The organism is Agromyces sp. NPDC058104, assembly GCF_042884835.1.
GTDB lineage: Bacteria > Actinomycetota > Actinomycetes > Actinomycetales > Microbacteriaceae > Agromyces.
The window spans coordinates 532,319-553,329 of the sequence record NZ_JBHVTD010000003.1 but is presented as its reverse complement, the minus strand read 5'-3'; the positions used below and the strand labels follow the sequence as shown (position 1 = coordinate 553,329).

Genomic DNA, 21,011 nt, shown 5'->3' with positions numbered 1-21,011 from the left:
CGTGGCGACATGGCTGATCTCGTACTCGAACTGGCAGAGACCGTCGCCGGCGTCGGCGTGAAGACCTCGTACGGCGATCCGGTCGACCTCGACGGCACCAAGGTCGTACCCGTGGCGTTGGGCTACTACGGCTTCGGCGCCGGCAGCGGCAGCGACGGCAGCGGCGACCAGGCCGGCGGCGGGGGTGGCGGGGGCCTGTCCATTCCGCTCGGCGCATACGTCGGTCGCGGCGGCGGAGAGGTGCGTTTCGAGCCGAACCTGATCGGGCTCATCCTCGTGGCCACGCCGCTCGTCTGGGTCACCGGCAAGGCGCTGCGCTGGGTCATCCGGGCGCTCAAGCACTGACCCGACCACGCACCCGTCCGCCGGGCGTATACTCGTCAGCGAACACGGGAGTCCGGTGAGCCGGGCTGAGAGGAAGGTTCTCAACCTTCGACCGTCGAACCTGATCTGGGTCATGCCAGCGCAGGGAGGGCAACCGATCTCAATATCCCGTGCCTCTTTCCACGAATCGAAAGGGCACGACAGTGCACACCTCCGCACCCATCACTCCGACCGCACGTGAAGCCGCGCCGAAGCGCAACTTCCGCTGGCGCGTCGTCGACATCGTCGTGGCGGCCGTCATCGCCGTCGCGACGGGCCTCCTGTTCCTGTTCTGGAACAACATCGGCTACACCTGGTTCGTCGCCGCCGACGCGGTGACGCCGGGGCTCGGCGGCATCGCCGTCGGCATCTGGCTCATCGGCGGCGTGCTCGGCGGCCTCATCATCCGCAAGCCCGGCGCGGCGCTCTTCGTCGAGCTCGTCGCGGCCATGGTCTCCGCACTGGTCGGCAACCAGTGGGGCATCGAGACGATCTACTCGGGCCTCGCGCAGGGTCTCGGCGCCGAACTCGTCTTCGCCCTCTTCCTGTACCGCCGATTCGGCCTGACGCAGGCGATGCTCGCCGGTGCAGCCGCAGGCGCCGCCGCATGGACGCTCGAGCTCTTCACCTCGGGCAACCTGCAGAAGTCGGCCGAGTTCCTCGCGCTGTACTTCGGCACCGTCGTGGTCTCCGGGGCGGTGCTCGCGGGCCTCGTGGGCTGGGTGATCGTGCGCGCCCTCGCGGCGACCGGCGCGCTCAGCCGCTTCGCCGCCGGCCAGGACGTCACCCAGCGGGTGTGAGCGTGCCACGTCCGTCGGCGTCGGCACCGGCCGCCATCGAGGCGCGCGGGTGGGGATGGCGTCACGCCTCCCGGCTCCGCCCCGCACTCGAGCATCTCGACCTCCACATCCACCCGGGGGAGCGGGTGCTCCTCCTCGGTCCCTCCGGCGCCGGGAAGTCGACCCTGCTGCACGCCCTCGCCGGCGTGCACGGCGGCGATGACGAGGGCGAGGAGTACGGCGAGCTCACGGTCGACGGGGCCGCCCCGTCGGCGGCCAGGGGGCGGGCCGAACTCGTCCTCCAGGACCCGGACTCGCAGGTGATCCTCGCTCGTGTCGGCGACGACGTCGCCTTCGGCTGCGAGAACCTCGGGGTGCCGCGCGACGAGATCTGGCCCCGCGTGCGCGCAGCGCTCGCGGACGTCGGGCTCGACCTCCCGCTCGATCACCCGAGTTCGGCGCTCTCGGGCGGCCAGAAGCAGCGGCTCGCCCTCGCGGGGGCGATCGCGATGCGTCCTGGGCTCCTCCTGCTCGACGAGCCGACGGCGAACCTCGACCCCGACGGGGTGCGCGAGGTGCGCGACGCGGTGGGACGGGTGCTCGACCGCACGGGCGCGACGCTCGTCGTCGTCGAGCACCGCGTCGACGTGTGGCTCGAGCTCGTCGATCGCGTCGTCGTGCTCGGCCGCGACGGGCGGCTCCTCGCCGACGGGGTGCCGGGCGAGGTGCTCGCCGAGCAGCGCCACGCGCTCCTCGACGCGGGAGTGTGGGTGCCCGGTGCGCCGCTGCCGGGCGCCGGAGCGGTCGACCGCGCCGGGGTCGGATCGGCCGGGTTCGCCGGGTCCGGGTCGATGATCGCACCTCAGGGCCCCGTCGATCGCGGGCCGGCGCTCACCGCACGCGGACTCGCCATCGGCCGGCGCGCGGGGGCGCTCGTGCAGCGGGGGCTCGACCTCGAGATCGCGGCGTCGGCGAGCACGGTGATCACCGGCCCGAACGGCGTCGGCAAGTCGACGCTCGCGCTCACCCTGGGCGGTCTGCTCCGACCGCTCGAAGGTCGCGTCGAGGCATCCGACGCCCTCGCCGGCGGGCTGAAGCGCGAACCGATCGGCTGGCGCTCGCGCGAGCTGCTCACCCGCATCGGGACGGTCTTCCAGGAGCCGGAGCACCAGTTCGTCGCATCGACGGTCGAGGGCGAGCTCGCCGTCGGACTCCGCGCGCTTCGGCTCGAGGAGGCGGCGATCACCGACCGGGTCGACGAGCTCCTCGGACGGCTCCGGCTCGATCATCTCGCCCGCGCGAATCCCTTCACCCTGTCGGGCGGCGAGAAGCGGCGGCTCTCCGTCGCGGCGGTGCTCGCGGCACGCCCGTCGGTGCTCATCCTCGACGAACCGACCTTCGGGCAGGACCGCTCGACCTGGATCGAGCTCACCGCGCACCTGCGCGAGCTCGTCGCCGACGGCCTCGCGCTCGTGTCGGTGACCCATGACGCCGCGTTCATCGCCGCGCTCGGCGATGAGCGGATCGCCCTCGCGCCGTCGACGGCGAGGGAGTTCGCATGAGCACCGTCTCGCTCGCGGCGCAGCAGGATGCCACGCGCCTGCGTTTCATCGACCGCGTGAACCCCGTGAGCCGCCTGGCCGCCGCGATGCTGCTCACCACGCCGCTCCTGCTCACCGTCGACTGGGTCAGCGCGGCGACCGCGCTCGGGATCCAGCTCGTGCTCTTCGCCCTCGCCGGGGTCGCGCCCCCGACGCTGCTCCGCCGCGCCTGGCCGGTGCTCGTCGCCGCGCCGATCGCCGGCATGAGCATGCTGCTCTACGGGGAGCCCTCGGGCGAGGAGTACTGGAGCTTCTGGCTCGCCCGCATCACCGACGGTTCGATCGAGCTCGCCATCGCCGTCACCGTGCGCGTGCTCGCGATCGGCCTGCCCGCGGTGCTGCTGTTCATGCACGTCGACCCCACCGAACTCGCCGACGGCCTCGCCCAGGTGTGGCGCCTGCCGAGCCGATTCGTGCTGGGGGCCCTGGCGGGCGCCCGGCTCGTCGGGCTCTTCATCGAGGACTGGCAGGCGATGTCGCTCAGCCGCCGAGCCCGCGGCATCGGCGACCGGGGGGCGTTGCGGCGATTCGCGACGATGGCCTTCGCACTCCTCGTGCTCGCGATCCGACGCGGGTCGAAGCTCGCCACCGCGATGGAGGCGCGCGGGTTCGGCAGCGAGGCGCCGCGCACCTGGGCGCGCGAGTCGAGGGTCGGTTGGCCCGATCTCGTGCTCGTCCTGCTCGCCATCGCGATCGCCGCCGTCTCGATCGCTGCGGCGGTCTGGGCAGGGACGTTCCACGCGGTGTGGTCGTGAGCGACGGAGCGCACCGCCGCACCGGGGCGGTGCGGCTCGTGCAGGCCGCGGTACGGCGATCGACCGCGGCCCATGCCGGCGCCGGCGCGATCGTGGCGATCGACGGCCCGAGCGGATCGGGCAAGAGCACCTTCGCGGATGCGATCATCGCGGAATGGGCGGGCGGGCGCGCCCGGATCGTGCGGCTCGACGAGGTCTACCCCGGCTGGCACGGCCTGGCGGCCGCCGCGGGCTCGCTCGATCGCACCCTGCTCGCCCCCCACGCCCGCGGCGTTCCGGGCGGGTGGCGGCGCTGGGACTGGGCGGCGGATCGTCGGGCCGACGCGGTCGTGCTTCCGCCCGTCGCGCCGCTCCTGGTCGAGGGCTGCGGAGCGTTCGAGGCGGTCGCGCGACGCCCGGGCGTCGTCCGAGTCTGGCTGCGCGCAGCCGACGACACCCGCAGGCAGCGTGCGCTCGCGCGTGACGCGGGGAGATTCGACCCCTATTGGGAGCTCTGGGAGACGGAGTGGCGACGCTACGTCCGACGCGTCGACCCGCTGCGATCGGCCGATCTCGTCGTCTCGCTGCCCGCCGTCGACTGACCGATTCGCTCCGAGCTTCGGGTGCAGAACGCCCGCCGAGGGCTACGGTGGACACATGAGTGCAGATTCGGTCGGGGCCCAGTACGTCGCAGAGTTCATCGACGGACCGCTCGAGGGCGAGTTCGACCACCGTGCCCTGGTGGGCGGCAAGGCCGAGCGCCGCATCGGCATGGTGGCGGCCGTCGACGGCCTCGAATCCCTGTTCTGGTACGACGCCGTCGACGAACGGCAGGTGGGTGGCGACCTGCGGGTGAGGTTCCGCTTCGACGCCGACGACTCCGACCCCGTCGAGTCCGACGACGAGAACGACTGAGCCCCGCGCTCAGTTCGCCTGCGCCCCGAAGAACGCCGCGATGAGCGGTGCCGGATTGACGAGGCGCCACAGCGGCCCCGGGTCGTCGATGTCGGCGGAGAGCTCGAGCTCGCTGCCGATGTCGCCGTTCGCCGTCGGCACCGTCACGCTTCCCACGGCGCGTCCGGCGGGTGCGGTCGTGAACGGTTCAACGAGCACGGATGCCTCGCCCGGATCGCTGCCCCACGCGGCATCGGTGCGGCCGGTGCGCGCGATCAGCGACGCGGTGTCGCCCCAGGCCGTGGTGACGGTGCCGTACTCGCCGCCCTCCGCGATCACCGCGACCGGCTGGGAGGCGGCGGCGACCGAGGCGACCGCCTCGGCGACGGCCGGGTCGAGCGTCTCGTAGTCGGGCATGGTCGTCATCGCCCCGGAGATGCGGACGGGCTCGCCGCCGTCGGCGGCCGGCAGCACCGTGCTGAAGATGAAGCAGACGCCGGCCTGGTCGGTATAGCTGCGCGAGAGTGCGCGCACCCCCTCCTCGCGGAGGCGGTCGATGACGTCGGGCACGTTGCGTGCGGTCGGATCCGAGGCCTCGGGCGCGGTGACCATCGCCGTGAGCGCCGGGTCGGCGTACACGAGCGCGCCGAGGCGCGCGAGCTCCTCGGCCGTGCCCACGTTGTCGCCTGAGAGCCCGGTCGCGTCGGCGACCCGGGTCGCCTCGAACCCGTTGGCCTCGAGCCACGCGTTCGCCTCGTCGACGTACGCCTCGGGGCTGCCGAACGCCCAGCGGACGAGGGTGTCGGCGTGGTTGTTGCTCGAGGCGAGCAGCGTGGCACGAACGACGTCGCGCTCCGACCAGGAGTCGCCGGGCGAGACCTGCAGCGTGCGGTTGCCCTCCTTCTCGTGGTCGAGGTAGTTCGTGTAGTCCTCGGGTCCGATCGTGATCGAGGGGCCGGGCCCGTTCGCCGGGAGGGGCAGTGAGTCGAGGGTCGCGAGCACTGCGACGAGCTTCGCGGCTCCGCCGATCGGGACGGGCTCGGGGTTGCCGCCGACGGCGAGGGTCTCGGCCGAGCCGTCCTCGCCGACGATCGCGAGTGCGCTCGCACCGGCGTCGGGGAGGACGATGGGGGCGGCGGGCTCGCCGGCGGTCGCGGAGGCGGCGTCCACGCGAACGGTGGCCTCGGGAAGCGGGCCGAGCAGCATCGCCGGTCCGTAGACGCCGATGGCGAGGATCGCGACGGCGCCCAGGGCGATACCGACGATCCGGCCGGGGGAGAGACTCATGAGAATCAGCGTAACGGTGCGCGAATCACGCCCAGCCCAGCTCGTGCAGCCGGTCGTCGTCGATTCCGTAGAAGTGGGCGATCTCGTGCACGAGCGTCACGTGGATCTCGTCGCGCAGCTCGTCTTCGTTCTCGCAGATCGCGAGCAGCGACTCGCGATAGAGGATGATGCGGTCGGGCATCTCTCCGAAGCCGTAGCGGTCGCGTTCGGTCAGAGCGAAGCCGTCGTAGAGGCCGAGGAGGTCGAGCGAGCCGTCCTCGGGGCGATCCTCGACGACGAAGACCACGTTCTCGAGTCCGTCGACCATGTCGTCGGGCAGCAGGTCGAGCTCGTCGACGACGAGCGCTTCGAAGGCTTCGGCGTCGAGCTCCATGATTCTCCTCCGTCGATGCGTGCGTCGTTGCGGTCGGTCATGCGTCGGATCTGCAGAAACGCGAAGCGCGGGCCCGTTCGGGACCCGCGCTTCGCGGACTTGGGGTGAGTAACGGGGCTTGAACCCGCGACCTCCTGGACCACAACCAGGCGCTCTACCAACTGAGCTATACCCACCATGTGTCGGACCGCCGTGGCGATCAGGCAACTAGAAGAGCGTACTACACCTTCTGCTTCTGCTCGAACTCGGCGACCACCTCGGCGGCGAGCGCCTGGAGTTCGTGGCTCGCGGGCCCAGGGTCGGCGACGAAGATCGCACGTCGGTAGTAGTGCAGCTCGCGGATCGACTCGAGGATGTCGGCGAGCGCGCGGTGCCCGCCGTTCTTCGCCGGCGCGTTGAAGTACGCGCGCGGGAACCACCGCTTGGCCAGCTCTTTGATCGAGGAGACGTCGACGTTGCGGTAGTGCAGATGCGCGTCGAGCCTCGGCATGAACTTCGTGAGGAACGCCCGGTCGGTGCCGATCGAATTGCCGGCGAGCGGCGCCTTCTGCTCGTCGGGAACGTGCTGGAGCACGTACTCGAGCACCTGGTACTCGGCGTCGGCGAGGCTGACCCCGTTGGGGATCTCTTCGATGAGGCCCGACTCGGTGTGCATGCGACGGACGAACTCGCCCATCGACTCGAGCGCACTCGCATCGGGCTTGATCACGATGCTGAGGCCGGCATCGACGGGGTTGAGGTCGTAGTCGGTGATGACGACCGCGATCTCGACGAGCTCATCGACCTCGAGGTCGAGCCCGGTCATCTCGCAGTCGATCCAGACCAGTCGGTCGCTCGAAGAAGCCATGCGGCGAGTCTACCGGGCAGCGCCGACACGCCCGCCGCGCGGTGCCCCCGGCAGGAATTGAACCTGCGACCAAGAGATTAGAAGGCTCCTGCTCTATCCGCTGAGCTACGGGGGCGGTCCTGGCAAGCATACCGGGCGCGGCAGCTCACCCCTCGGTCGGCACATGCACGTCGTCGGTGCGCGTGCGCTGTCGGGAACCGCCGCGCTTGCGCAGCGCGAGCGCGATGAGGGGGAACAGCAGGACCGAGAGCATCCCGGCGCCGACGAGGGCAGCGGCCGTGCCGCTCGCGAGGTCGCCGGCGTCGACGCCGATCGCCGTCACGGCGACGATGATCGGCAGCCCGGTCGCGCCGAACAGCGCGGTCGCGGCGAGATCGCGGGGGCCGGATCCTGCCGGTGCGGCCAGGAGCGACGGGAGCCCTCGGATCGCCAGGAGCAGCACGACGAAGACCGGGAGCATCGCGAGCGTCCGTCCATCGGCGAACAGCGCCTCGAGGTCGAAGGTGACGCCCGTGTTGATGAAGAAGATCGGGACGAGGAACCCGTAGCCGACCCCCTCGAGTTTGGATTCGATGGCCTCCGCGTCGTGCTTGGGCGCGCCGACGAGGAGCAGCCGATAGAGCACGCCGGCGGTGAACGCGCCGAGGAGCATGTCGAGGTCGAGCACGATGCTGAGGGCGACGAGCGCGAGCAGCACGAAGATCACGAGCCGCACCGCGAACTGGCCGCTCGTGTGCAGTGTCGCGGTGATCACCTGGTGCATCCGCCGCCCGACGCCCTTGGCGGCGAGCCAGATGGCGACGCCGGCGACGACGGCGAAGCCGAGCAGCACGATGGCCGCGACGAGCGGCGAACGCCCGCTCAGGAACAGCGAGATCGCCAGCAGCGGGCCGAACTCCCCGACGGCGCCGAGGGCGAGCACCGAGATGCCGAACGGCGAGGCGAGATCGCCCGAGTCGCGCAGCACGGGCATGATCGTGCCGAGCGCCGTCGAGGTGAGCGCGATGCCGATGAAGGCCGCGGCGGGGAGATCGGGGGCGAAGAGCGCGGCGATGCCGACGCCGGCGGCGAGGGAGATGATCCAGCCGATCGCGGCCCGGTTGAGCGGGCGGCCCCGGATGGCCCGGAAGTCGATCTCATTGCCGGCGAGGAAGAAGAGCATGGCGAGGCCGAACTCGGCGATCAGGCCCATGAAGTCGTCGGGCACGATCCAGCCGAGCACCGACGGACCGAGCAGCAGGCCCAGCACGATCTCGAACACGACGAGCGGGATCGCCACCCAGCGACCGAGCCCGCGCACGAGCAGCGGCGCGACGACCGCGATCGCCGGCACGAGCACCATGGTGCCGATCGAGACTTCCATGTGACCTCCCCCAGGGCAGCTTCCCTGCCGCGATGCTAACGGAGCCCCGGGGAAGGCGCCCTGCGGCGCGGCGCCGCCGCCGAACCGGCCCGCCCGTTTCCTCCTCGAAACACGACGGCGGTATCGTCGGGACATGCGAGACCTGCAGGCGCGAATCATCGCCGAGCTCAACGTCAGCCCGACCATCGACCCGTCAGCCGAGGTGCGCTCCCGCATCGAGTTCCTGAAGGACTACCTGCGGGCCACCCGTTCGAAGGGGCTCGTCCTCGGCATCAGCGGCGGTCAGGACTCGACGCTCGCCGGGCGACTCTGCCGGATCGCCGTCGACGAACTCGTCGCGGAGGGGGTCGAGGCGCGGTTCGTCGCGGTCCGGCTGCCCTACGGGGTGCAGCGCGACGAGGACGACGCCCAGCTCGCCCTGACCTTCATCGACCCGCAGGAGACGGTCGTCTTCAACATCAGGGGTGGCGTCGACGGGGTGGCGGACGACTTCGAGACCGCGCTGGGCGAGCCCATCAGCGACTTCGGCAAGGGCAACGTGAAGGCGAGGCTGCGCATGGTCGCGCAGTACGCGATCGCGGGCGAGGGCGGCCTGCTCGTCGTCGGCACGGATCATGCGGCCGAGGCGATCACCGGCTTCTTCACGAAGTTCGGCGACGGCGGTGCCGACGTGCTGCCGCTCTCGGGTCTCACGAAGCGGCAGGGGAGGGCGCTGCTCGAGTCGCTCGGTGCGCCCGAACGGCTCTTCCTCAAGGTCCCGACCGCCGACCTGCTCGACGGCCAGCCCGGCCAGTCCGACGAAGCGAACCTCGGCCTGCGCTACGCCGACATCGACGCCTATCTCGAGGGCGAGGCGATCGACGAGGAGGTCGCCGAGAAGCTCGAGGCGCGATTCATGCAGACCCGCCACAAGCGCACCGTGCCGGTGTCGATGTTCGACGAGTGGTGGCGGTAGCGCCGATCAGCGGGGCACGTCCGCCGACGGCACGCTCGCCGTGGAGCCGGTGCCCTCCGCCGCGATCGTCGGCGTGGGCGCGGTCGCGGCTCCTGCGGTGTCGGTGAGGGTCACGGCGTCGCGGTAGCGGTCGTGGTGCTGCTGGGCGACCCAGGCCTCCTGCTCGTCGATGGTCGACTGCTCGGGCGTCTCGTCGCGCTGGGTGCGCCACCGCGCGAGGTCGTTCTGGAACTGGCGCTTCGTGCGCGACGGGTGTCGCTGCCACTCGAGGAGGCGGTCCCGGAACTCGACCACCGCGGGGTCGAGCTGGTAGCCGAAGGTCGCCGACGCCCGCTTCAGCTCGTGCAGCTGGTGGGCGGCCCAGTTCGCAGCGATGTCGGAGCCGCGGATCGGCAGGAGCCGGACGAGGATGTCGGCCTGGCCGACCGCCCGGTCGGCGAGCACCTGCTCCTGCGGCGTGAGCGAGTTCCACACCGAGGCCTCGGTCGCCGCGTCGACGAGGGCGGCGATCGCGGCCGTCTTGGCCTCGCGATCGCGCTGCGCGACGACGCGCTTGACCGCGGCGCTCGAGATCCAGGCTGCGAGCAGCCCGGCGGCGAAGACCGCGACGAAGAGCACGATCGCGGTGAACACCGTCGACTGCGATTCGCTCGAGGTGAGCCAGGAGATGAGGTCGTTCCACCACTGCATGGCCGCAGGTTACCCCCGCGTGGCGCGTGCGCGATCGACCCCCGACGGCGCGCCCCGAATCGCGCCAGGACGCCGGCTCACCTGAAGAGCTCGGCCGCTTCTCGCGCCGACCAGAACTCGCCGAGCTCGGTCGCGCGCAGCGTGCCTGCGGTGAGTCGCCTCACCGCGAACCGCCCGTCGTCGCCGACCCCGCGGTGCTCGACGTGGCCGAGTACCGCGCCGTCGGCCCTCGCCACCCGCCAGAGGCCCGGCGCGGCGGGCGTGAACGCGAGCCCGGGGATCTCGATGGGGAACGGCTCTCGGATGCGCGGCTGCGGCGCGATGGTCGTCATGGTGCTCCTCTCGACGTCGCAGCCGGCCCTGCGGGTTGTCCTCGGAGACTAGGCGCGGCCACCGACATCGTCAGCCGAGGGCGGTGCCGTGCGCCGCGTAGGGCTCGATCCGGGCGATCTCCTCGTCCGTGAGCGGGGCCGCGTCGAGCGCCGCGACGTTCTGCTCGAGCTGGGCGACGCTCGATGCGCCGACGAGGGCGCTCGCGACGAGCGGCTGGCGCAGCACCCACGCGAGCGCGAGCTGGGCGAGCGACTGCCCCCGCTCGCGCGCGATCGCGTCGAGCGCGCGGGCCCGCTCGAGGTACGCGGGGCTGATCCGCTCCGCGGGCAGGAACCGGCTCGTCGCCGCGCGCGATCCGGCGGGCACCTCGCCCGAGAGGTAGCGGTCGGTCAGCAGGCCCTGCGCGAGCGGCGAGAACACGATGCTCGCGGCGCCCGCCTCCTCGAGTGCGGGGAACAGCCCGTCCTCGATGCCACGGTCGAACATCGAGTAGCGAGGCTGGTGGATGCACAGGGGCACGCCCTCCGTGGCGAGCGCCGAAGCGGCGGCCCGGGTCTCGTCGGGTCCGTAGTTCGAGATGCCGACGTAGAGCGCCTTGCCCTGCCTGACGGCCGTCGCGAGCGCGCCCATCGTCTCCTCGACCGGCGTCTCGGGATCGGGGCGGTGCGAGTAGAAGACGTCGACGTAGTCGAGGCCGAGGCGTCCGAGGCTCCGGTCGAGCGAGGCGAGGACCGACTTGCGCGATCCCCACTCGCCGTAGGGGCCGGGCCACATCTCGTATCCGGCCTTCGACGACACGATCAGCTCGTCGCGGTACGGCGCCAGGTCTCCGGACAGCATCCGGCCGAAGTTCTCCTCGGCGGATCCGGGTGGCGGCCCGTAGTTGTTCGCGAGGTCGAAGTGCGTGATACCGAGGTCGAAGGCGCGCCGAACGATCGCGCGCTGCGTCTCGAAGGGGCGATCGTGGCCGAAGTTGTGCCACAGCCCGAGCGAGAGCGCGGGCAGCTTCAGGCCGCTCCGGCCCACCCGGTCGTATCGCATGCGGTCGTAGCGGTCGGGGGAGGCGTTGTACGGCATCCCGCCACTCTAGGTCGCCGCGGTCGCCGGTCGTGCCGACGCCGCCGCGGGACGTCACCTCTCCTCGACAGCACGGCGGCATCGCTCCGAGTGCACAGATGGGCGACGGCGGTCCGGATGCCACGCTGCCCGCGCCGAGCATGGGGGCACGTGGTTCCGGGGCGGTGTCCGGCACGAGGCCGTCCCGGAGCCACGAGTCGCCGATCCGCGGCGGCGCCAGACCGAGGAGTACACATGAGCGACACCATCACGGTGACCGGCGTCGTCGGCACCGATCCCCACCAGCACGTCACGGGCGACGGGCTCGTCATCACGTCGTTCCGCGTCGCGTCGACCCGGCGCTTCTTCGACCGCGCCAAGGGCGAGTGGGCCGACGGCGAGACCAACTGGTACGGCGTCTCGGCGTTCCGTCAGCTTGCCCGCAACGCGAGCCTGTCCATCCGCAAGGGCGAGCGCGTCATCGTCCAGGGCCGGCTCCGCCAGCGAGCATGGGAGACCGCGACGAAGTCGGGCACCTCGGTCGAGATCGAGGCCGACGCCATCGGCCACGACCTCGCCTGGTGCGTCAGCACCTACGCGCGGGTGCAGGCTCCCAGGCCCGAGCCGACCGAGGGCGACGGCGCCGCTACGTCCGGGGCGGAGGCCGGGGCAGAGACCGACGGCAACCCCGGCGTCGACGACGGCGCGACCGACTGGTCGCTGCTCGAGGCCTCGATGACGGGCGACGGCGACGACGAGGCATCCGCCCTCGACGGCGTCGCGGCCGCCGGACACGACTGACCCGACGGCCGCGGCCGCCCGGTGCCGAGCGCGGTCGACCGCATAGACTCGGCTCGGGCGGTCGACACCGCGGTGAGGGGAAGCATGGCACGGCGGAACGGGACCACGGCGGCGCTCGCGCTCGCCGCAGCGGCGCTCACGCTCGGGCTCTCCGGGTGCAGCCTCTTCGGCGGCGATCCGTCGCCCTCGGCGGCGCCGTCGGCGACCGGCACGGCGACCCCCACGCCGACCGCGCCGCCCACGTTCCGCCCCGAGCTGTCGGCGTCCGAGAACCTGGCCTTCTTCAACTCGGTGAACAACGCCGTCGTGGCGGCGAACGCCGAGGCGGGGGGCCGCGACTTCATCGACGCGCTCGTCGCCGCCGGCTTCGACAAGGCGGCGATGGAGGTCACGGCCGATCGCACGACGGTCGACCTCGATGCCGACTCGGTGCAGTTCGCGGTCCTGTTCCAGGACGAATGCCTCGTCGGCCAGTACGGCCCCAAGTCGGGCGGGGTCCACGGGGCGGTGCGCCCGGCGCTCGGAACCGGCGACTGTCTCGTCGGCGAGACTCGCCCCATAGACTGGTAGGCGACACGGCGGGCCGCGTTCGGCCGCTACCGCATGGGGTTTGAGGGAAGATCTTGGCTGATTACATTTACTCGATGGTTCGCGCGCGCAAGGCGGTGGGCGACAAGGTCATCCTCGACGACGTGACCATGGCGTTCCTGCCCGGAGCGAAGATCGGCGTCGTCGGCCCGAACGGCGCCGGAAAGTCCACGATCCTGAAGATCATGGCCGGCCTCGACCAGCCGTCGAACGGCGAGGCCAAGCTCACGCCCGGTTACTCGGTGGGCATCCTCATGCAGGAGCCCGAGCTCGACGAGTCGAAGACCGTGCTCGAGAACGTGCAGGAGGGCGTCGGCCCCATCAAGGCCAAGCTCGACCGGTTCAACGAGATCTCGCTGCTCATGGCCGAGCCCGATGCCGACTTCGACGCGCTGCTCGCCGAGATGGGCACCCTCCAGGAGGAGATCGACGCGGCCGATGCCTGGGATCTCGACTCCCAGCTCGAGCAGGCGATGGACGCGCTCCGCTGCCCGCCGGGCGACGAGCAGGTCTCGGTGCTCTCGGGCGGTGAGAAGCGCCGGGTCGCCCTCTGCAAGCTGCTGCTCCAGAAGCCCGACCTGCTGCTCCTCGACGAGCCCACCAACCACCTCGACGCCGAGAGCGTGCTCTGGCTCGAGCAGCACCTCGCCAAGTACCCCGGCGCCGTGCTCGCCGTCACGCACGACCGGTACTTCCTCGACCACGTCGCCGAGTGGATCTGCGAGGTCGATCGCGGTCGCCTGTACCCCTACGAGGGCAACTACTCGACCTACCTCGAGAAGAAGCAGGAGCGACTCACCGTCCAGGGCAAGAAGGACGCGAAGCTCGCGAAGCGCCTGAAGGAAGAGCTCGAGTGGGTCCGCTCGAACGCGAAGGGCCGCCAGGCGAAGTCGAAGGCGCGCCTCGCCCGCTACGAGGAGATGGCCTCGGAGGCGGAGCGCACGCGGAAGCTCGACTTCGAGGAGATCCAGATCCCGGCCGGTCCCCGCCTCGGCGACATCGTGCTCGAGGTCAAGAACCTCAAGAAGGGCTTCGGCGACCGCGTCCTCATCGACGGGCTGAGCTTCTCGCTGCCCCGCAACGGCATCGTCGGCATCATCGGCCCGAACGGCGTCGGCAAGACCACGCTCTTCAAGACGATCGTCGGACTCGAGCCGGCCGACGGCGGCTCGGTGAAGATCGGCGAGACCGTGCAGATCTCCTACGTCGACCAGACCCGCGGCGGCATCGACCCCAACAAGTCGCTCTGGGAGGTCGTCTCCGACGGGCTCGACTACATCCAGGTCGGCAAGGTTGAGGTCCCGAGTCGCGCGTACGTCTCGACCTTCGGCTTCAAGGGGCCCGACCAGCAGAAGCGCGCCGGCATCCTCTCGGGCGGTGAGCGCAACCGGCTGAACCTCGCGCTCACCCTCAAGCAGGGCGGCAACCTGCTGCTGCTCGACGAGCCGACCAACGACCTCGACGTCGAGACGCTCTCGAGCCTCGAGAACGCACTCCTCGAGTTCCCCGGCTGCGCCGTCGTCATCACCCACGACCGGTGGTTCCTCGACCGCATCGCCACGCACATCCTCGCCTACGAGGGCACCGACGAGAACCCGTCGAACTGGCACTGGTTCGAGGGCAACTTCGAGGCCTACGAGGCGAACAAGGTCGAGCGCCTCGGCGCCGACGCCGCGAAGCCCCACCGCTCGACGTACCGCAAGCTGACGCGGGACTGACATGCGCCTGCACGTGCCCACGCCGTTGCGGTGGAGCGACCTCGACGCCTACGGCCACGTGAACAACGCCCGGATGCTGAGCCTCCTCGAGGAGGCTCGCATCCAGGCGTTCTGGGTCGATGAGCACGGCACCGCCGAGCACGCGGTCGGCGCCTCGACGGCCGTCATCGACGCGACCCCCGGGTCGACGACGATCACGCTCATCGCCCGCCAGGAGATCGAGTACCTCGAGCCGATCCCGTACCAGCGGCTGCCGCTCGACGTCGAGCTCTGGATCGGGCACATGGGCGGGGCGAGCCTCGATGTCTGCTACGAGGTCTTCTCGCCCGTCGGGGCTGAGCCGCGCGTCCGCTACACGCGGGCGGTGACGACCATCGTGCTCGTCGACGCGGCGAGCGAGCGGCCGCGGCGCATGACCGACGAGGAGCGCGAGGCGTGGGCTCCGTACCTGGAGGACCCGATCACCTTCCGTCGACGCTGAACTCGTCGCCGCAGTCGGCGCCGGGCGCCCGCGGCGGGTGCGCATCGTACGACGGCCGAGCCCGGAGGTCCGGTCGGCTCAGCGCTCGAGCGGATCCTCGCTGAACGACCCCTCCCAGACCGCACGGCTGCCGGCCTCGCCGATGCGCACCAGCGTCCACGTCGAGCCGACCGCCACCACGAGCGACGCGACGACCAGCACGATCGCGACCCCGATGCGCGCGCCGCGCGACGTCGGGCCGCTCGAACGCCGTGCGTCCGCGCGTTCGACGAGGGCCCATCCCGCGATCAGCACCGCCACGACGAGCAGGCCGATCAGCCACGGCGTGAGCTCCTCGCCCATGCCGGTGTGCTGCTGGATGAGCGGCGCCTCGGGCACCCGAGCCTCGAGCCACTTCCCGGCCTCGACGGTGACCAGGCCGAGGGGGAGGAGCAGCGCCGCACCGATCAGCGCCGGCAGCCACAGCACGCGCCGCGCCGCGGGCCAGGCGGCGAGCACGACGAGGATCAGCCCGACGAGCGGCGTGAGCACGATGACCGCGTGCACGAGCAGCACGTGGAGGGGGAGACCCGCGAAGCTGTACTCCATCTCGATCGCCCGGGCCTAGGACGCGGTGACGATCCGGTCGCCCGACACGGCGACGGCGATGGGCGTCAGCGGGTCGATCGCGGGGCCCTGCACCACCTCACCGGTCGCGGCCTCGTAGATCGAGCCGTGGCACGGGCAGTGGAACTCCTCGCCGGCAGCCGCGACGACGCACTGCTGGTGGGTGCAGATCGCGCTGAACGCGACCACCTCCCCGGCGGTCGGCTGCGCGATGAGTGCAGGCTCGCCGTCGATGGTCGCGTCGATGCTGCCGCCGACCGGCACGTCGGCGAGGGCGCCGACGTCGTCGCCCAGGGCCGGCGCATCAGGTTCGGTGCCGCTCGTCGCGGTCGGCTCGTCCTCGAGCGTCGGCTCGACGCTCGGGCTCGCGCTGCCGTCCGGCTCGTCCGCGGCGCACCCCGCGAGCGCGAGGGCGCTGCCGACCGCGCCGACCGAGCCGATGGTGAGCACCGCACGTCGCGTGAGATCGCTGGGTTCCGTCATCGCCGCACTCCTTCGTCCGCCGAGGGCGCAGTGGTACGCCCCACCTGTCCCTATTGTGCGGCACCGAGCCCGTCCGCGGCCGGATTGCCCGGCGTTCGGTCAGTCGCGCGGCGCAGGCACCCGGACCATGCCCTCCTGGGCGACGCTCGCGACGAGCACGCCGTCGCGGGTGTAGATGCGGCCGAGCGAGAGGCCCCTGCCGCCGCTCGCCGACGGGGATTCCTGCACGTAGAGCAGCCACTCGTCGACGCGGGCGTCGCGGTGCCACCACATGGCGTGGTCGAGGCTCGCCACCTTGAGCCCCGGGGTCGCCCAGGCGATGCCGTGCGCGCGCAGCACCGGCTCGAGGATCGAGTAGTCGCTCGCGTAGGCGAGGGCCGCGCGGTGCTGCTTCGGGTCGTCGGGGAGGCGGCCGAAGGCCTTCATCCACACGGCCTGGTGCGGCGCGCGCTCGCCGTCGACGCGGAGGTAGATCGGCGACGGCACGTGGCGCACGTCGAAGGCCCGTTCGTTCGACCAGTACCGTGCGACGTCGTGATCGAACTCGCCGAGCACATCGGCGGTCGACGGGAGCGACTCGGGGTCGGGCAGACCGTCGGGCATGTCGAGCTGGTGCTCGACGCCGTCGTCGTGTGTCTGGAACGACGCGATGAGGGAGAGGATCGGCTCGCCGTGCTGGTAGGCCTGCGTGCGGCGCGTCGAGAACGAGCGCCCGTCGTGGATGCGGTCGACGGAGAACGTGATCGGGTGCGCGACATCGCCCGGACGCAGGAAGTACCCGTGCATCGAGTGGATCGTGCGATCCTCGGGAACGGTGTGCAGCGCCGCGACGATCGACTGGGCGAGCACCTGGCCGCCGAAGACCCGGCCCAGCGGCATCCACTGCGACGGGCCGGTGAAGATGTCCTCCGTGGTGCGGGCACCGGTGTCGGTGAGGTTCAAGGTGCTCAACAGGCCGTCGATGGGTCCGTTCATCGTTCCTCCGTGTCGGTGGGCGGCCGCCGCCGGCGCCGTGGAACGCGGGCCAGCCGGAACAGCCCCGCTCACTTGGTAGTTTAGACAGGAGATGGTTCAACGACTCACGCTCGCCGACAGCCTGTCGCTCGGCGACCTGCACACGTACCTGCAACGGGCCGCCCGCGTCGAAGACGGGTCGGTGCGTCTCATCGCCGGCTCCGGAATCCTCGCCGTCTACACCGCGATCCTCTATCCGCGCGGCATCCTCGACGAGAGCCCGACCGTGCTCGGCCTCCGCACCTTCGCCCTCGCCGACACCGAGGAGTTCGACTCCGTCGTGCCGATGCGCTCGCTCGTCGAGCGCATCGTGCGAGCGCGCGGCGAGCTCGGCGAGGGCGACGAGTCGCGGCCGATCTCGATGTCGCGACCGCCCGAGGTGAACACCGTCACGTGGGCGGGCATCTCGCCGCCGCGCGGCGGCTGGCGCCCGCTCGGCGAAGCGGATCCCGCGGTGCTCGAGGCCGCCGCACGTGCCGGCATCGACGAGGTCGCCGAGGCGATCCCCGCGGGCACGGGCGAGCAGCTCGTGCAGCGCGTGCGCTCCGAGGTGTGGGGCCGTGGCGTCGACGGCGTCGAGTACGTGCCGACCGGGGCGGCCTTCGCCGCCTTCAGCCTGGGGTTCCTGGGCGACGACCCGGTGCAGCTGTTCGAGACCGGCCCGTGGACGAGGCTCTCGTCGCGTCGCGGCCACGTGCTCGTGCGGCGCAAGCCCTGGACGCTCAAGGCCTAGCCGGCCCGCCGCCCGCGGCCCGCCGGCCGCCGTCCGCCGAGCCGCACCGAGGCCCGGCGGTCCGGGCCTCGGTGGGCTCCGCGGCTACTCGCCGGCTGCCGCCGCGGCGATCGCCCGCCCGGCCGCACGGCCGCTGAAGAGGCATCCGCCGAGGAAGGTGCCCTCGAGCGCCCGGTACCCGTGCACGCCGCCGCCGCCGAAGCCCGCGGCCTCGCCCGCCGCGTAGAGCCCGGGGACGGGCGCGCCGTCGGCGCCGAGCGCCCGCGAGTCGAGGTCGGTCTGGATGCCGCCGAGGCTCTTGCGCGTGAGGATGTGCAGCTTCACGGCGATGAGCGGCCCGGCCTCGGGGTCGAGGAAGCGGTGCGGCGTCGCGACCCGGATGAGCTTGTCGCCGCGATACCGGCGCGCGCCGCGCAGCGCGGTGATCTGCAGGTCCTTCGTGAACTCGTTCTCGATCTCGCGGTCGCGGGCGTGCACCTCGCGCTCGATGTTCGCGGTGTCGAGCTCGACGTCGGGGGAGAGGCCGCGCATCCGCTCGAGGAGCTCGTCGAGGGTGTCGGCGACGATGAAGTCGACGCCGTGCTGCTTGAACGCCTCGACCGGTGCGGGTGCGCCGGGCCGCACGCGCTGGGCGAGCAGCTTCAGGTCCTTGCCGGTGAGGTCGGGGTTCTGCTCGCTGCCCGAGAGCGCGAACTCCTTCTCGATGACCTTCTGCGTGAGCACGAACCACGAGTACCCGTGGCCGGTCGCCGCGAGGTGCTCGAGAGTGCCGAGGGTGTCGAACCCGGGGAAGAGCGGCGGCGGCAGCCGGCGCCCCTCGGCGTCGAACCAGAGCGACGACGGCCCCGGCAGGATGCGGATGCCGTGCAGCGGCCACACCGGGTCCCAGTTGGTGATGCCCTCGGTGTAGTGCCACATGCGGTCGCCGTTCACGAGGCGCGCACCGGATGCCTCGGCGATGCCGAGCATGCGTCCGTCGACGTGCGCCGGAACGCCCGACAGCATCTCGGCGGGCGGTTCGCCGAGTCGGGCCGGCCACGCCGCGCGCACGAGCTCGTGGTTGCCGCCGATGCCGCCGGACGAGACGACCACGGCGGGCGCGCGCAGCTCGAAGTCGCCGACGACATCGCGGTTCGAGGCCTCGCCGCGCGCGGCGTCGTCGGGGGCCAGCACGGCGCCGCGGACGCCCACGACCGCTCCGCCCTCGACGATGAGCTCGTCGACCCTGTGGCGATGCCGGAACTCGACGAGGCCGGCGGCCTCACCCGCCGTCACCCGCGCGATGAACGGCGCGAGCACGCCCGGGCCGGTGCCCCAGGTGATGTGGAACCGCGGCACGGAGTTGCCGTGGCTGATCGCCTGCCCTGCGCCCCGCTCGGCCCACCCCACGACCGGGAAGAACCGCACCCCCTTCTCGCGCAGCCACGCCCGCTTCTCGCCCGCGGCGAACTCGAGGTACGCCTCGGCCCAGCGTCGCCCCCACTCGTCCTCGTCGCGGTCGAAGGCCGCGGTGCCCTCCCAGTCCTGCCGGGCGAGCTCGAGCGAGTCCTTCACGCCCATGCGCCGCTGTTCGGGCGAGTCGACGAGGAACAGGCCGCCGAACGACCAATGGGCCTGGCCGCCGAGGCTCGCCGCGGGCTCCTGGTCGACGATCACGACACGGCGGCCGGCGTCGACGAGCTCGGATGCCGCGACGAGGCCCGCGAGACCGGCGCCGACGATGATCGCATCGGGGGTGGATGCTGCTACTGCCACAGGGACTCCTTCGTCGCTTCGGGTGGTGGCGATGGGTCGTCAGTCGTCGAAGGTGTTCACCATCGCGAAAGCGGCTCGCTGGAGATAATCCCACAATGTCTCCTCGGCGAGCGGCGGGAGCTCGAGCGAATCGACCGCGGTGCGCATGTGGGCGAGCCAGCGGTCGCGGGCATCGGGGTTGACCTTGAACGGCTGGTGGCGCAGTCGCAGGCGCGGGTGGCCCCGCTCCTCGCCGTACGTCGTCGGACCGCCCCAGTACTGCTCGAGGAAGAGCAGGAGGCGCCGGGCCGCGGGCCCGAGGTCCTCCTCGGGGTACATCGGCTTCAGCACCGGGTCGTCGGCGACGCCGCGGTAGAACTCGTCGACGAGCTTCTCGAAGGTCGGCCGGCCGCCGACCTGCTCGTAGAACGACTGGATCTCGGTCATGCGGTGCCTCCGTCGGGCGAGCTCGGCGGCGTGGGCGTCGTACCGGCGCCACCGGTGGTGCGCGGCAGGCGGGGTGCCCGGTTCTTCGGCTTCTTCACGGCTTGCCCCGGCACGACCGAGTTCGGCGCGGTGCGCGGCGGCTTCGCCCCCTTCACCCGGGTGGCGCCGTCGAAGCCGGTGAGCACGACGCTCGCGAGGCTCGGCAGCTTCAGGTCCATGTCGTCGAGGGTGCGCTTCAGGCGCATCCGGAGCTCGCGGGCGACGTCGTCCTTCGCGGAGGACCGCACCTTCATGACGACCCGCAGCACCATCGCATCGGCGGAGATCGACTCGAGACCCCAGACCTCCGGCTTCTCGAGCACGCGCGAACGCCACTTGCTGGAGTGCGCCATCTCGGTCGCGGTGCGGAGCAGCTCGGCCTCCACCGACTCGACGTCGGCGTCGTACGGCACGGCGAGGTCGATGATGACGCGCGCCCAGCCCTGCGACATGTTGCCGACGCGCAGGATCTCGCCGTTGCGCACGAACCAGAGCGTGCCGTTGACGTCGCGCACCGTCGTGATGCGGATGCGCACCTCCTCGACGATGCCCGTCGCGGGGCCGAGGTCGACGACGTCGCCGACGCCGAGCTGGTCCTCCACGACCATGAAGATGCCGTTCAGGGCGTCCTTCACGATGTTCTGCGCGCCGAAGCCGAGGCCCGCGCCGACGGCCGCGGTCAACAGTGCGAATGAGCCGAGGATCTGCTCGTTGATCGTCGTGACGATGAGGAGCACGACGACGATGAAGAGCGTCACGTTGACGATGTTCGTGAGCACCGTGCCGAGCGTGCGGGTGCGTTGCACGACGCGCACCGCCGCGAGCGGCGACGCCTGCAGGGCCTGGGTGTCGGTGACGTCCTGCTTCTTCTTGACGCCGGTGACGATCTGCTTGACGACCCGCTCGATGACGAAGTGCAGCACCCAGCGGATCAGCAGGGCGATCACGATGATCATCACGATGGAGATCAGCTTGCCGAGCATGACGTCCCAGTTGTCGGCCCAGAACTGCGCGATGCCGGCCCAGAAATCACCGCTCACCGGGTTGTTCTCCGCCTCTTCGGGGGAGGGCTCTGCAAAACCGAACATGGTT

25 protein-coding genes, 2 tRNA genes and 1 riboswitch are annotated in these 21,011 nt (G+C 71.5%); of the genes, 12 read left to right on the top strand and 15 right to left on the bottom strand.

Annotated elements, in window-relative coordinates; all coding sequences use genetic code 11:
• Positions 1–9: 9 nt before the first annotated feature.
• From ACFVTH_RS16495 to ACFVTH_RS16470, 6 genes are all read left to right on the top strand, one after another.
• Positions 10–345, top strand: coding sequence for a hypothetical protein (locus ACFVTH_RS16495; RefSeq protein WP_387093177.1), 336 nt, complete (start codon positions 10–12; stop codon positions 343–345).
• 34 nt (positions 346–379) lie between these two features.
• A riboswitch (TPP riboswitch) is annotated at positions 380–489 on the top strand.
• Between the two features lie 38 nt (positions 490–527).
• Positions 528–1,163 (top strand): ECF transporter S component, encoded by a 636-nt coding sequence (locus ACFVTH_RS16490; RefSeq protein WP_387093174.1) that lies wholly within the window; start codon positions 528–530, stop codon positions 1,161–1,163.
• 2 nt (positions 1,164–1,165) lie between these two features.
• Positions 1,166–2,704: an ABC transporter ATP-binding protein gene (locus tag ACFVTH_RS16485; protein ID WP_387093171.1), complete on the top strand. Its 1,539-nt coding sequence runs from the start codon at positions 1,166–1,168 to the stop codon at positions 2,702–2,704.
• A complete protein-coding gene (locus tag ACFVTH_RS16480) occupies positions 2,701–3,498 on the top strand; it encodes an energy-coupling factor transporter transmembrane component T family protein (protein ID WP_387093168.1) in 798 nt (265 codons plus the stop codon). Before ACFVTH_RS16485 ends, ACFVTH_RS16480 begins: the two co-directional genes overlap by 4 nt.
• A complete protein-coding gene (locus ACFVTH_RS16475) occupies positions 3,495–4,079 on the top strand; it encodes an ATP-binding protein (RefSeq protein ID WP_387093165.1) in 585 nt (194 codons plus the stop codon). The genes ACFVTH_RS16480 and ACFVTH_RS16475 overlap by 4 nt, the downstream gene beginning before the upstream one ends.
• 55 nt (positions 4,080–4,134) lie before the next feature.
• The gene (locus ACFVTH_RS16470; RefSeq protein ID WP_386940867.1) at positions 4,135–4,392 is read left to right on the top strand and encodes a hypothetical protein; all 258 of its coding nucleotides are present in this window, start codon (positions 4,135–4,137) and stop codon (positions 4,390–4,392) included.
• Positions 4,393–4,401: 9 nt separating this feature from the next.
• Here the strand turns inward: ACFVTH_RS16470 and ACFVTH_RS16465 are convergent, their stop codons facing one another.
• The 6 genes from ACFVTH_RS16465 to ACFVTH_RS16440 all read right to left on the bottom strand — a co-directional run bounded on the left by ACFVTH_RS16465 (position 4,402) and on the right by ACFVTH_RS16440 (position 8,241).
• Positions 4,402–5,658, bottom strand: coding sequence for a hypothetical protein (locus tag ACFVTH_RS16465; protein WP_387093162.1), 1,257 nt, complete (start codon positions 5,656–5,658; stop codon positions 4,402–4,404).
• Between the two features lie 25 nt (positions 5,659–5,683).
• Complete coding sequence (locus ACFVTH_RS16460) at positions 5,684–6,031, bottom strand: metallopeptidase family protein (RefSeq protein WP_387093159.1); 348 nt, start codon at positions 6,029–6,031, stop codon at positions 5,684–5,686.
• A gap of 100 nt (positions 6,032–6,131) precedes the next feature.
• Positions 6,132–6,207 (bottom strand) — tRNA-His (locus tag ACFVTH_RS16455).
• A gap of 44 nt (positions 6,208–6,251) precedes the next feature.
• Positions 6,252–6,878, bottom strand: coding sequence for an oligoribonuclease (gene orn / locus ACFVTH_RS16450; protein WP_386940873.1), 627 nt, complete (start codon positions 6,876–6,878; stop codon positions 6,252–6,254).
• A 42-nt stretch (positions 6,879–6,920) separates the two neighbouring features.
• Positions 6,921–6,993, bottom strand: a tRNA-Arg gene (locus ACFVTH_RS16445).
• A gap of 30 nt (positions 6,994–7,023) precedes the next feature.
• Positions 7,024–8,241, bottom strand: coding sequence for a cation:proton antiporter (locus tag ACFVTH_RS16440; protein WP_387093157.1), 1,218 nt, complete (start codon positions 8,239–8,241; stop codon positions 7,024–7,026).
• Positions 8,242–8,374: 133 nt separating this feature from the next.
• Between ACFVTH_RS16440 and nadE the strand changes: the two genes are divergently transcribed.
• Positions 8,375–9,196, top strand: coding sequence for an ammonia-dependent NAD(+) synthetase (nadE, locus tag ACFVTH_RS16435; RefSeq protein WP_387093154.1), 822 nt, complete (start codon positions 8,375–8,377; stop codon positions 9,194–9,196).
• A 6-nt stretch (positions 9,197–9,202) separates the two neighbouring features.
• On the opposite strand, the gene ACFVTH_RS16430 is transcribed toward nadE, so the two are convergent.
• The 3 genes from ACFVTH_RS16430 to ACFVTH_RS16420 form a co-directional block, all read right to left on the bottom strand.
• Positions 9,203–9,886 carry a hypothetical protein gene (locus ACFVTH_RS16430; protein ID WP_387093151.1) on the bottom strand — a complete coding sequence of 228 codons (684 nt, stop codon included), beginning with the start codon at positions 9,884–9,886 and terminating at the stop codon, positions 9,203–9,205.
• Between the two features lie 77 nt (positions 9,887–9,963).
• On the bottom strand, positions 9,964–10,218 hold the full coding sequence (locus ACFVTH_RS16425) for a hypothetical protein (protein WP_387093148.1): 255 nt from the start codon (positions 10,216–10,218) through the stop codon (positions 9,964–9,966).
• Between the two features lie 70 nt (positions 10,219–10,288).
• Entirely contained in the window at positions 10,289–11,296 is a 1,008-nt protein-coding gene (locus tag ACFVTH_RS16420) for an aldo/keto reductase (RefSeq protein WP_387093145.1), read from the bottom strand.
• 234 nt (positions 11,297–11,530) lie between these two features.
• Here ACFVTH_RS16420 and ACFVTH_RS16415 point away from each other — a divergent pair, with 234 nt between their 5' ends.
• The 4 genes from ACFVTH_RS16415 to ACFVTH_RS16400 all read left to right on the top strand — a co-directional run bounded on the left by ACFVTH_RS16415 (position 11,531) and on the right by ACFVTH_RS16400 (position 14,863).
• Positions 11,531–12,076 (top strand): single-stranded DNA-binding protein, encoded by a 546-nt coding sequence (locus ACFVTH_RS16415; protein ID WP_387093142.1) that lies wholly within the window; start codon positions 11,531–11,533, stop codon positions 12,074–12,076.
• Positions 12,077–12,160: 84 nt separating this feature from the next.
• Positions 12,161–12,646 (top strand): DUF6993 domain-containing protein, encoded by a 486-nt coding sequence (locus ACFVTH_RS16410; RefSeq protein WP_387093139.1) that lies wholly within the window; start codon positions 12,161–12,163, stop codon positions 12,644–12,646.
• Between the two features lie 53 nt (positions 12,647–12,699).
• Entirely contained in the window at positions 12,700–14,382 is a 1,683-nt protein-coding gene (gene ettA / locus ACFVTH_RS16405) for an energy-dependent translational throttle protein EttA (protein ID WP_387093136.1), read from the top strand.
• 1 nt (position 14,383) lies between these two features.
• The gene (locus ACFVTH_RS16400; RefSeq protein WP_387093133.1) at positions 14,384–14,863 is read left to right on the top strand and encodes an acyl-CoA thioesterase; all 480 of its coding nucleotides are present in this window, start codon (positions 14,384–14,386) and stop codon (positions 14,861–14,863) included.
• Between the two features lie 78 nt (positions 14,864–14,941).
• Here the strand turns inward: ACFVTH_RS16400 and ACFVTH_RS16395 are convergent, their stop codons facing one another.
• From ACFVTH_RS16395 to ACFVTH_RS16385, 3 genes are all read right to left on the bottom strand, one after another.
• A complete protein-coding gene (locus tag ACFVTH_RS16395; protein ID WP_387093130.1) occupies positions 14,942–15,451 on the bottom strand; it encodes a hypothetical protein in 510 nt (169 codons plus the stop codon).
• Positions 15,452–15,466: 15 nt separating this feature from the next.
• Positions 15,467–15,952, bottom strand: a complete 486-nt coding sequence (locus tag ACFVTH_RS16390) for a Rieske (2Fe-2S) protein (protein WP_387093127.1) — start codon at positions 15,950–15,952, stop codon at positions 15,467–15,469.
• Positions 15,953–16,051: 99 nt separating this feature from the next.
• Complete coding sequence (locus ACFVTH_RS16385; RefSeq protein ID WP_387093124.1) at positions 16,052–16,927, bottom strand: acyl-CoA thioesterase; 876 nt, start codon at positions 16,925–16,927, stop codon at positions 16,052–16,054.
• A gap of 91 nt (positions 16,928–17,018) precedes the next feature.
• On the opposite strand from ACFVTH_RS16385, the gene ACFVTH_RS16380 reads away from it, so the two are divergent.
• Entirely contained in the window at positions 17,019–17,699 is a 681-nt protein-coding gene (locus ACFVTH_RS16380) for a hypothetical protein (RefSeq protein WP_387093121.1), read from the top strand.
• Between the two features lie 84 nt (positions 17,700–17,783).
• On the opposite strand, the gene ACFVTH_RS16375 is transcribed toward ACFVTH_RS16380, so the two are convergent.
• From ACFVTH_RS16375 to ACFVTH_RS16365, 3 genes are read right to left on the bottom strand one after another with little or no spacing between them, the layout of a single operon-like run.
• A complete protein-coding gene (locus tag ACFVTH_RS16375) occupies positions 17,784–19,454 on the bottom strand; it encodes an FAD-binding dehydrogenase (RefSeq protein ID WP_387093118.1) in 1,671 nt (556 codons plus the stop codon).
• Positions 19,455–19,493: 39 nt separating this feature from the next.
• The gene (locus ACFVTH_RS16370; protein WP_387093115.1) at positions 19,494–19,880 is read right to left on the bottom strand and encodes a globin; all 387 of its coding nucleotides are present in this window, start codon (positions 19,878–19,880) and stop codon (positions 19,494–19,496) included.
• Positions 19,877–21,007: a mechanosensitive ion channel family protein gene (locus ACFVTH_RS16365; RefSeq protein ID WP_387093112.1), complete on the bottom strand. Its 1,131-nt coding sequence runs from the start codon at positions 21,005–21,007 to the stop codon at positions 19,877–19,879. The genes ACFVTH_RS16370 and ACFVTH_RS16365 overlap by 4 nt, the downstream gene beginning before the upstream one ends.
• Positions 21,008–21,011 lie beyond the last annotated feature (4 nt).

Excerpts from the sequence above, each read along its gene's own strand:
- ACFVTH_RS16495 (WP_387093177.1), top strand. The coding sequence starts at position 10 with ATGGCTGATCTCGTACTCGAACTGGCAGAGACCGTCGCCGGCGTCGGC.
- ACFVTH_RS16410 (WP_387093139.1), top strand. The coding sequence starts at position 12,161 with ATGGCACGGCGGAACGGGACCACGGCGGCGCTCGCGCTCGCCGCAGCG.
- ACFVTH_RS16390 (WP_387093127.1), bottom strand. The coding sequence starts at position 15,952 with ATGACGGAACCCAGCGATCTCACGCGACGTGCGGTGCTCACCATCGGC.
- ACFVTH_RS16415 (WP_387093142.1), top strand. The coding sequence starts at position 11,531 with ATGAGCGACACCATCACGGTGACCGGCGTCGTCGGCACCGATCCCCAC.
- ACFVTH_RS16425 (WP_387093148.1), bottom strand. The coding sequence starts at position 10,218 with ATGACGACCATCGCGCCGCAGCCGCGCATCCGAGAGCCGTTCCCCATC.
- ACFVTH_RS16365 (WP_387093112.1), bottom strand. The coding sequence starts at position 21,007 with ATGTTCGGTTTTGCAGAGCCCTCCCCCGAAGAGGCGGAGAACAACCCG.
- ACFVTH_RS16440 (WP_387093157.1), bottom strand. The coding sequence starts at position 8,241 with ATGGAAGTCTCGATCGGCACCATGGTGCTCGTGCCGGCGATCGCGGTC.
- ACFVTH_RS16430 (WP_387093151.1), bottom strand. The coding sequence starts at position 9,886 with ATGCAGTGGTGGAACGACCTCATCTCCTGGCTCACCTCGAGCGAATCG.
- ACFVTH_RS16470 (WP_386940867.1), top strand. The coding sequence starts at position 4,135 with ATGAGTGCAGATTCGGTCGGGGCCCAGTACGTCGCAGAGTTCATCGAC.
- ACFVTH_RS16480 (WP_387093168.1), top strand. The coding sequence starts at position 2,701 with ATGAGCACCGTCTCGCTCGCGGCGCAGCAGGATGCCACGCGCCTGCGT.
- ACFVTH_RS16395 (WP_387093130.1), bottom strand. The coding sequence starts at position 15,451 with ATGGAGTACAGCTTCGCGGGTCTCCCCCTCCACGTGCTGCTCGTGCAC.
- nadE (WP_387093154.1), top strand. The coding sequence starts at position 8,375 with ATGCGAGACCTGCAGGCGCGAATCATCGCCGAGCTCAACGTCAGCCCG.
- ACFVTH_RS16385 (WP_387093124.1), bottom strand. The coding sequence starts at position 16,927 with ATGAACGGACCCATCGACGGCCTGTTGAGCACCTTGAACCTCACCGAC.
- orn (WP_386940873.1), bottom strand. The coding sequence starts at position 6,878 with ATGGCTTCTTCGAGCGACCGACTGGTCTGGATCGACTGCGAGATGACC.
- ACFVTH_RS16460 (WP_387093159.1), bottom strand. The coding sequence starts at position 6,031 with ATGGAGCTCGACGCCGAAGCCTTCGAAGCGCTCGTCGTCGACGAGCTC.
- ACFVTH_RS16420 (WP_387093145.1), bottom strand. The coding sequence starts at position 11,296 with ATGCCGTACAACGCCTCCCCCGACCGCTACGACCGCATGCGATACGAC.
- ACFVTH_RS16400 (WP_387093133.1), top strand. The coding sequence starts at position 14,384 with ATGCGCCTGCACGTGCCCACGCCGTTGCGGTGGAGCGACCTCGACGCC.
- ACFVTH_RS16380 (WP_387093121.1), top strand. The coding sequence starts at position 17,019 with ATGGTTCAACGACTCACGCTCGCCGACAGCCTGTCGCTCGGCGACCTG.
- ACFVTH_RS16370 (WP_387093115.1), bottom strand. The coding sequence starts at position 19,880 with ATGACCGAGATCCAGTCGTTCTACGAGCAGGTCGGCGGCCGGCCGACC.
- ACFVTH_RS16465 (WP_387093162.1), bottom strand. The coding sequence starts at position 5,658 with ATGAGTCTCTCCCCCGGCCGGATCGTCGGTATCGCCCTGGGCGCCGTC.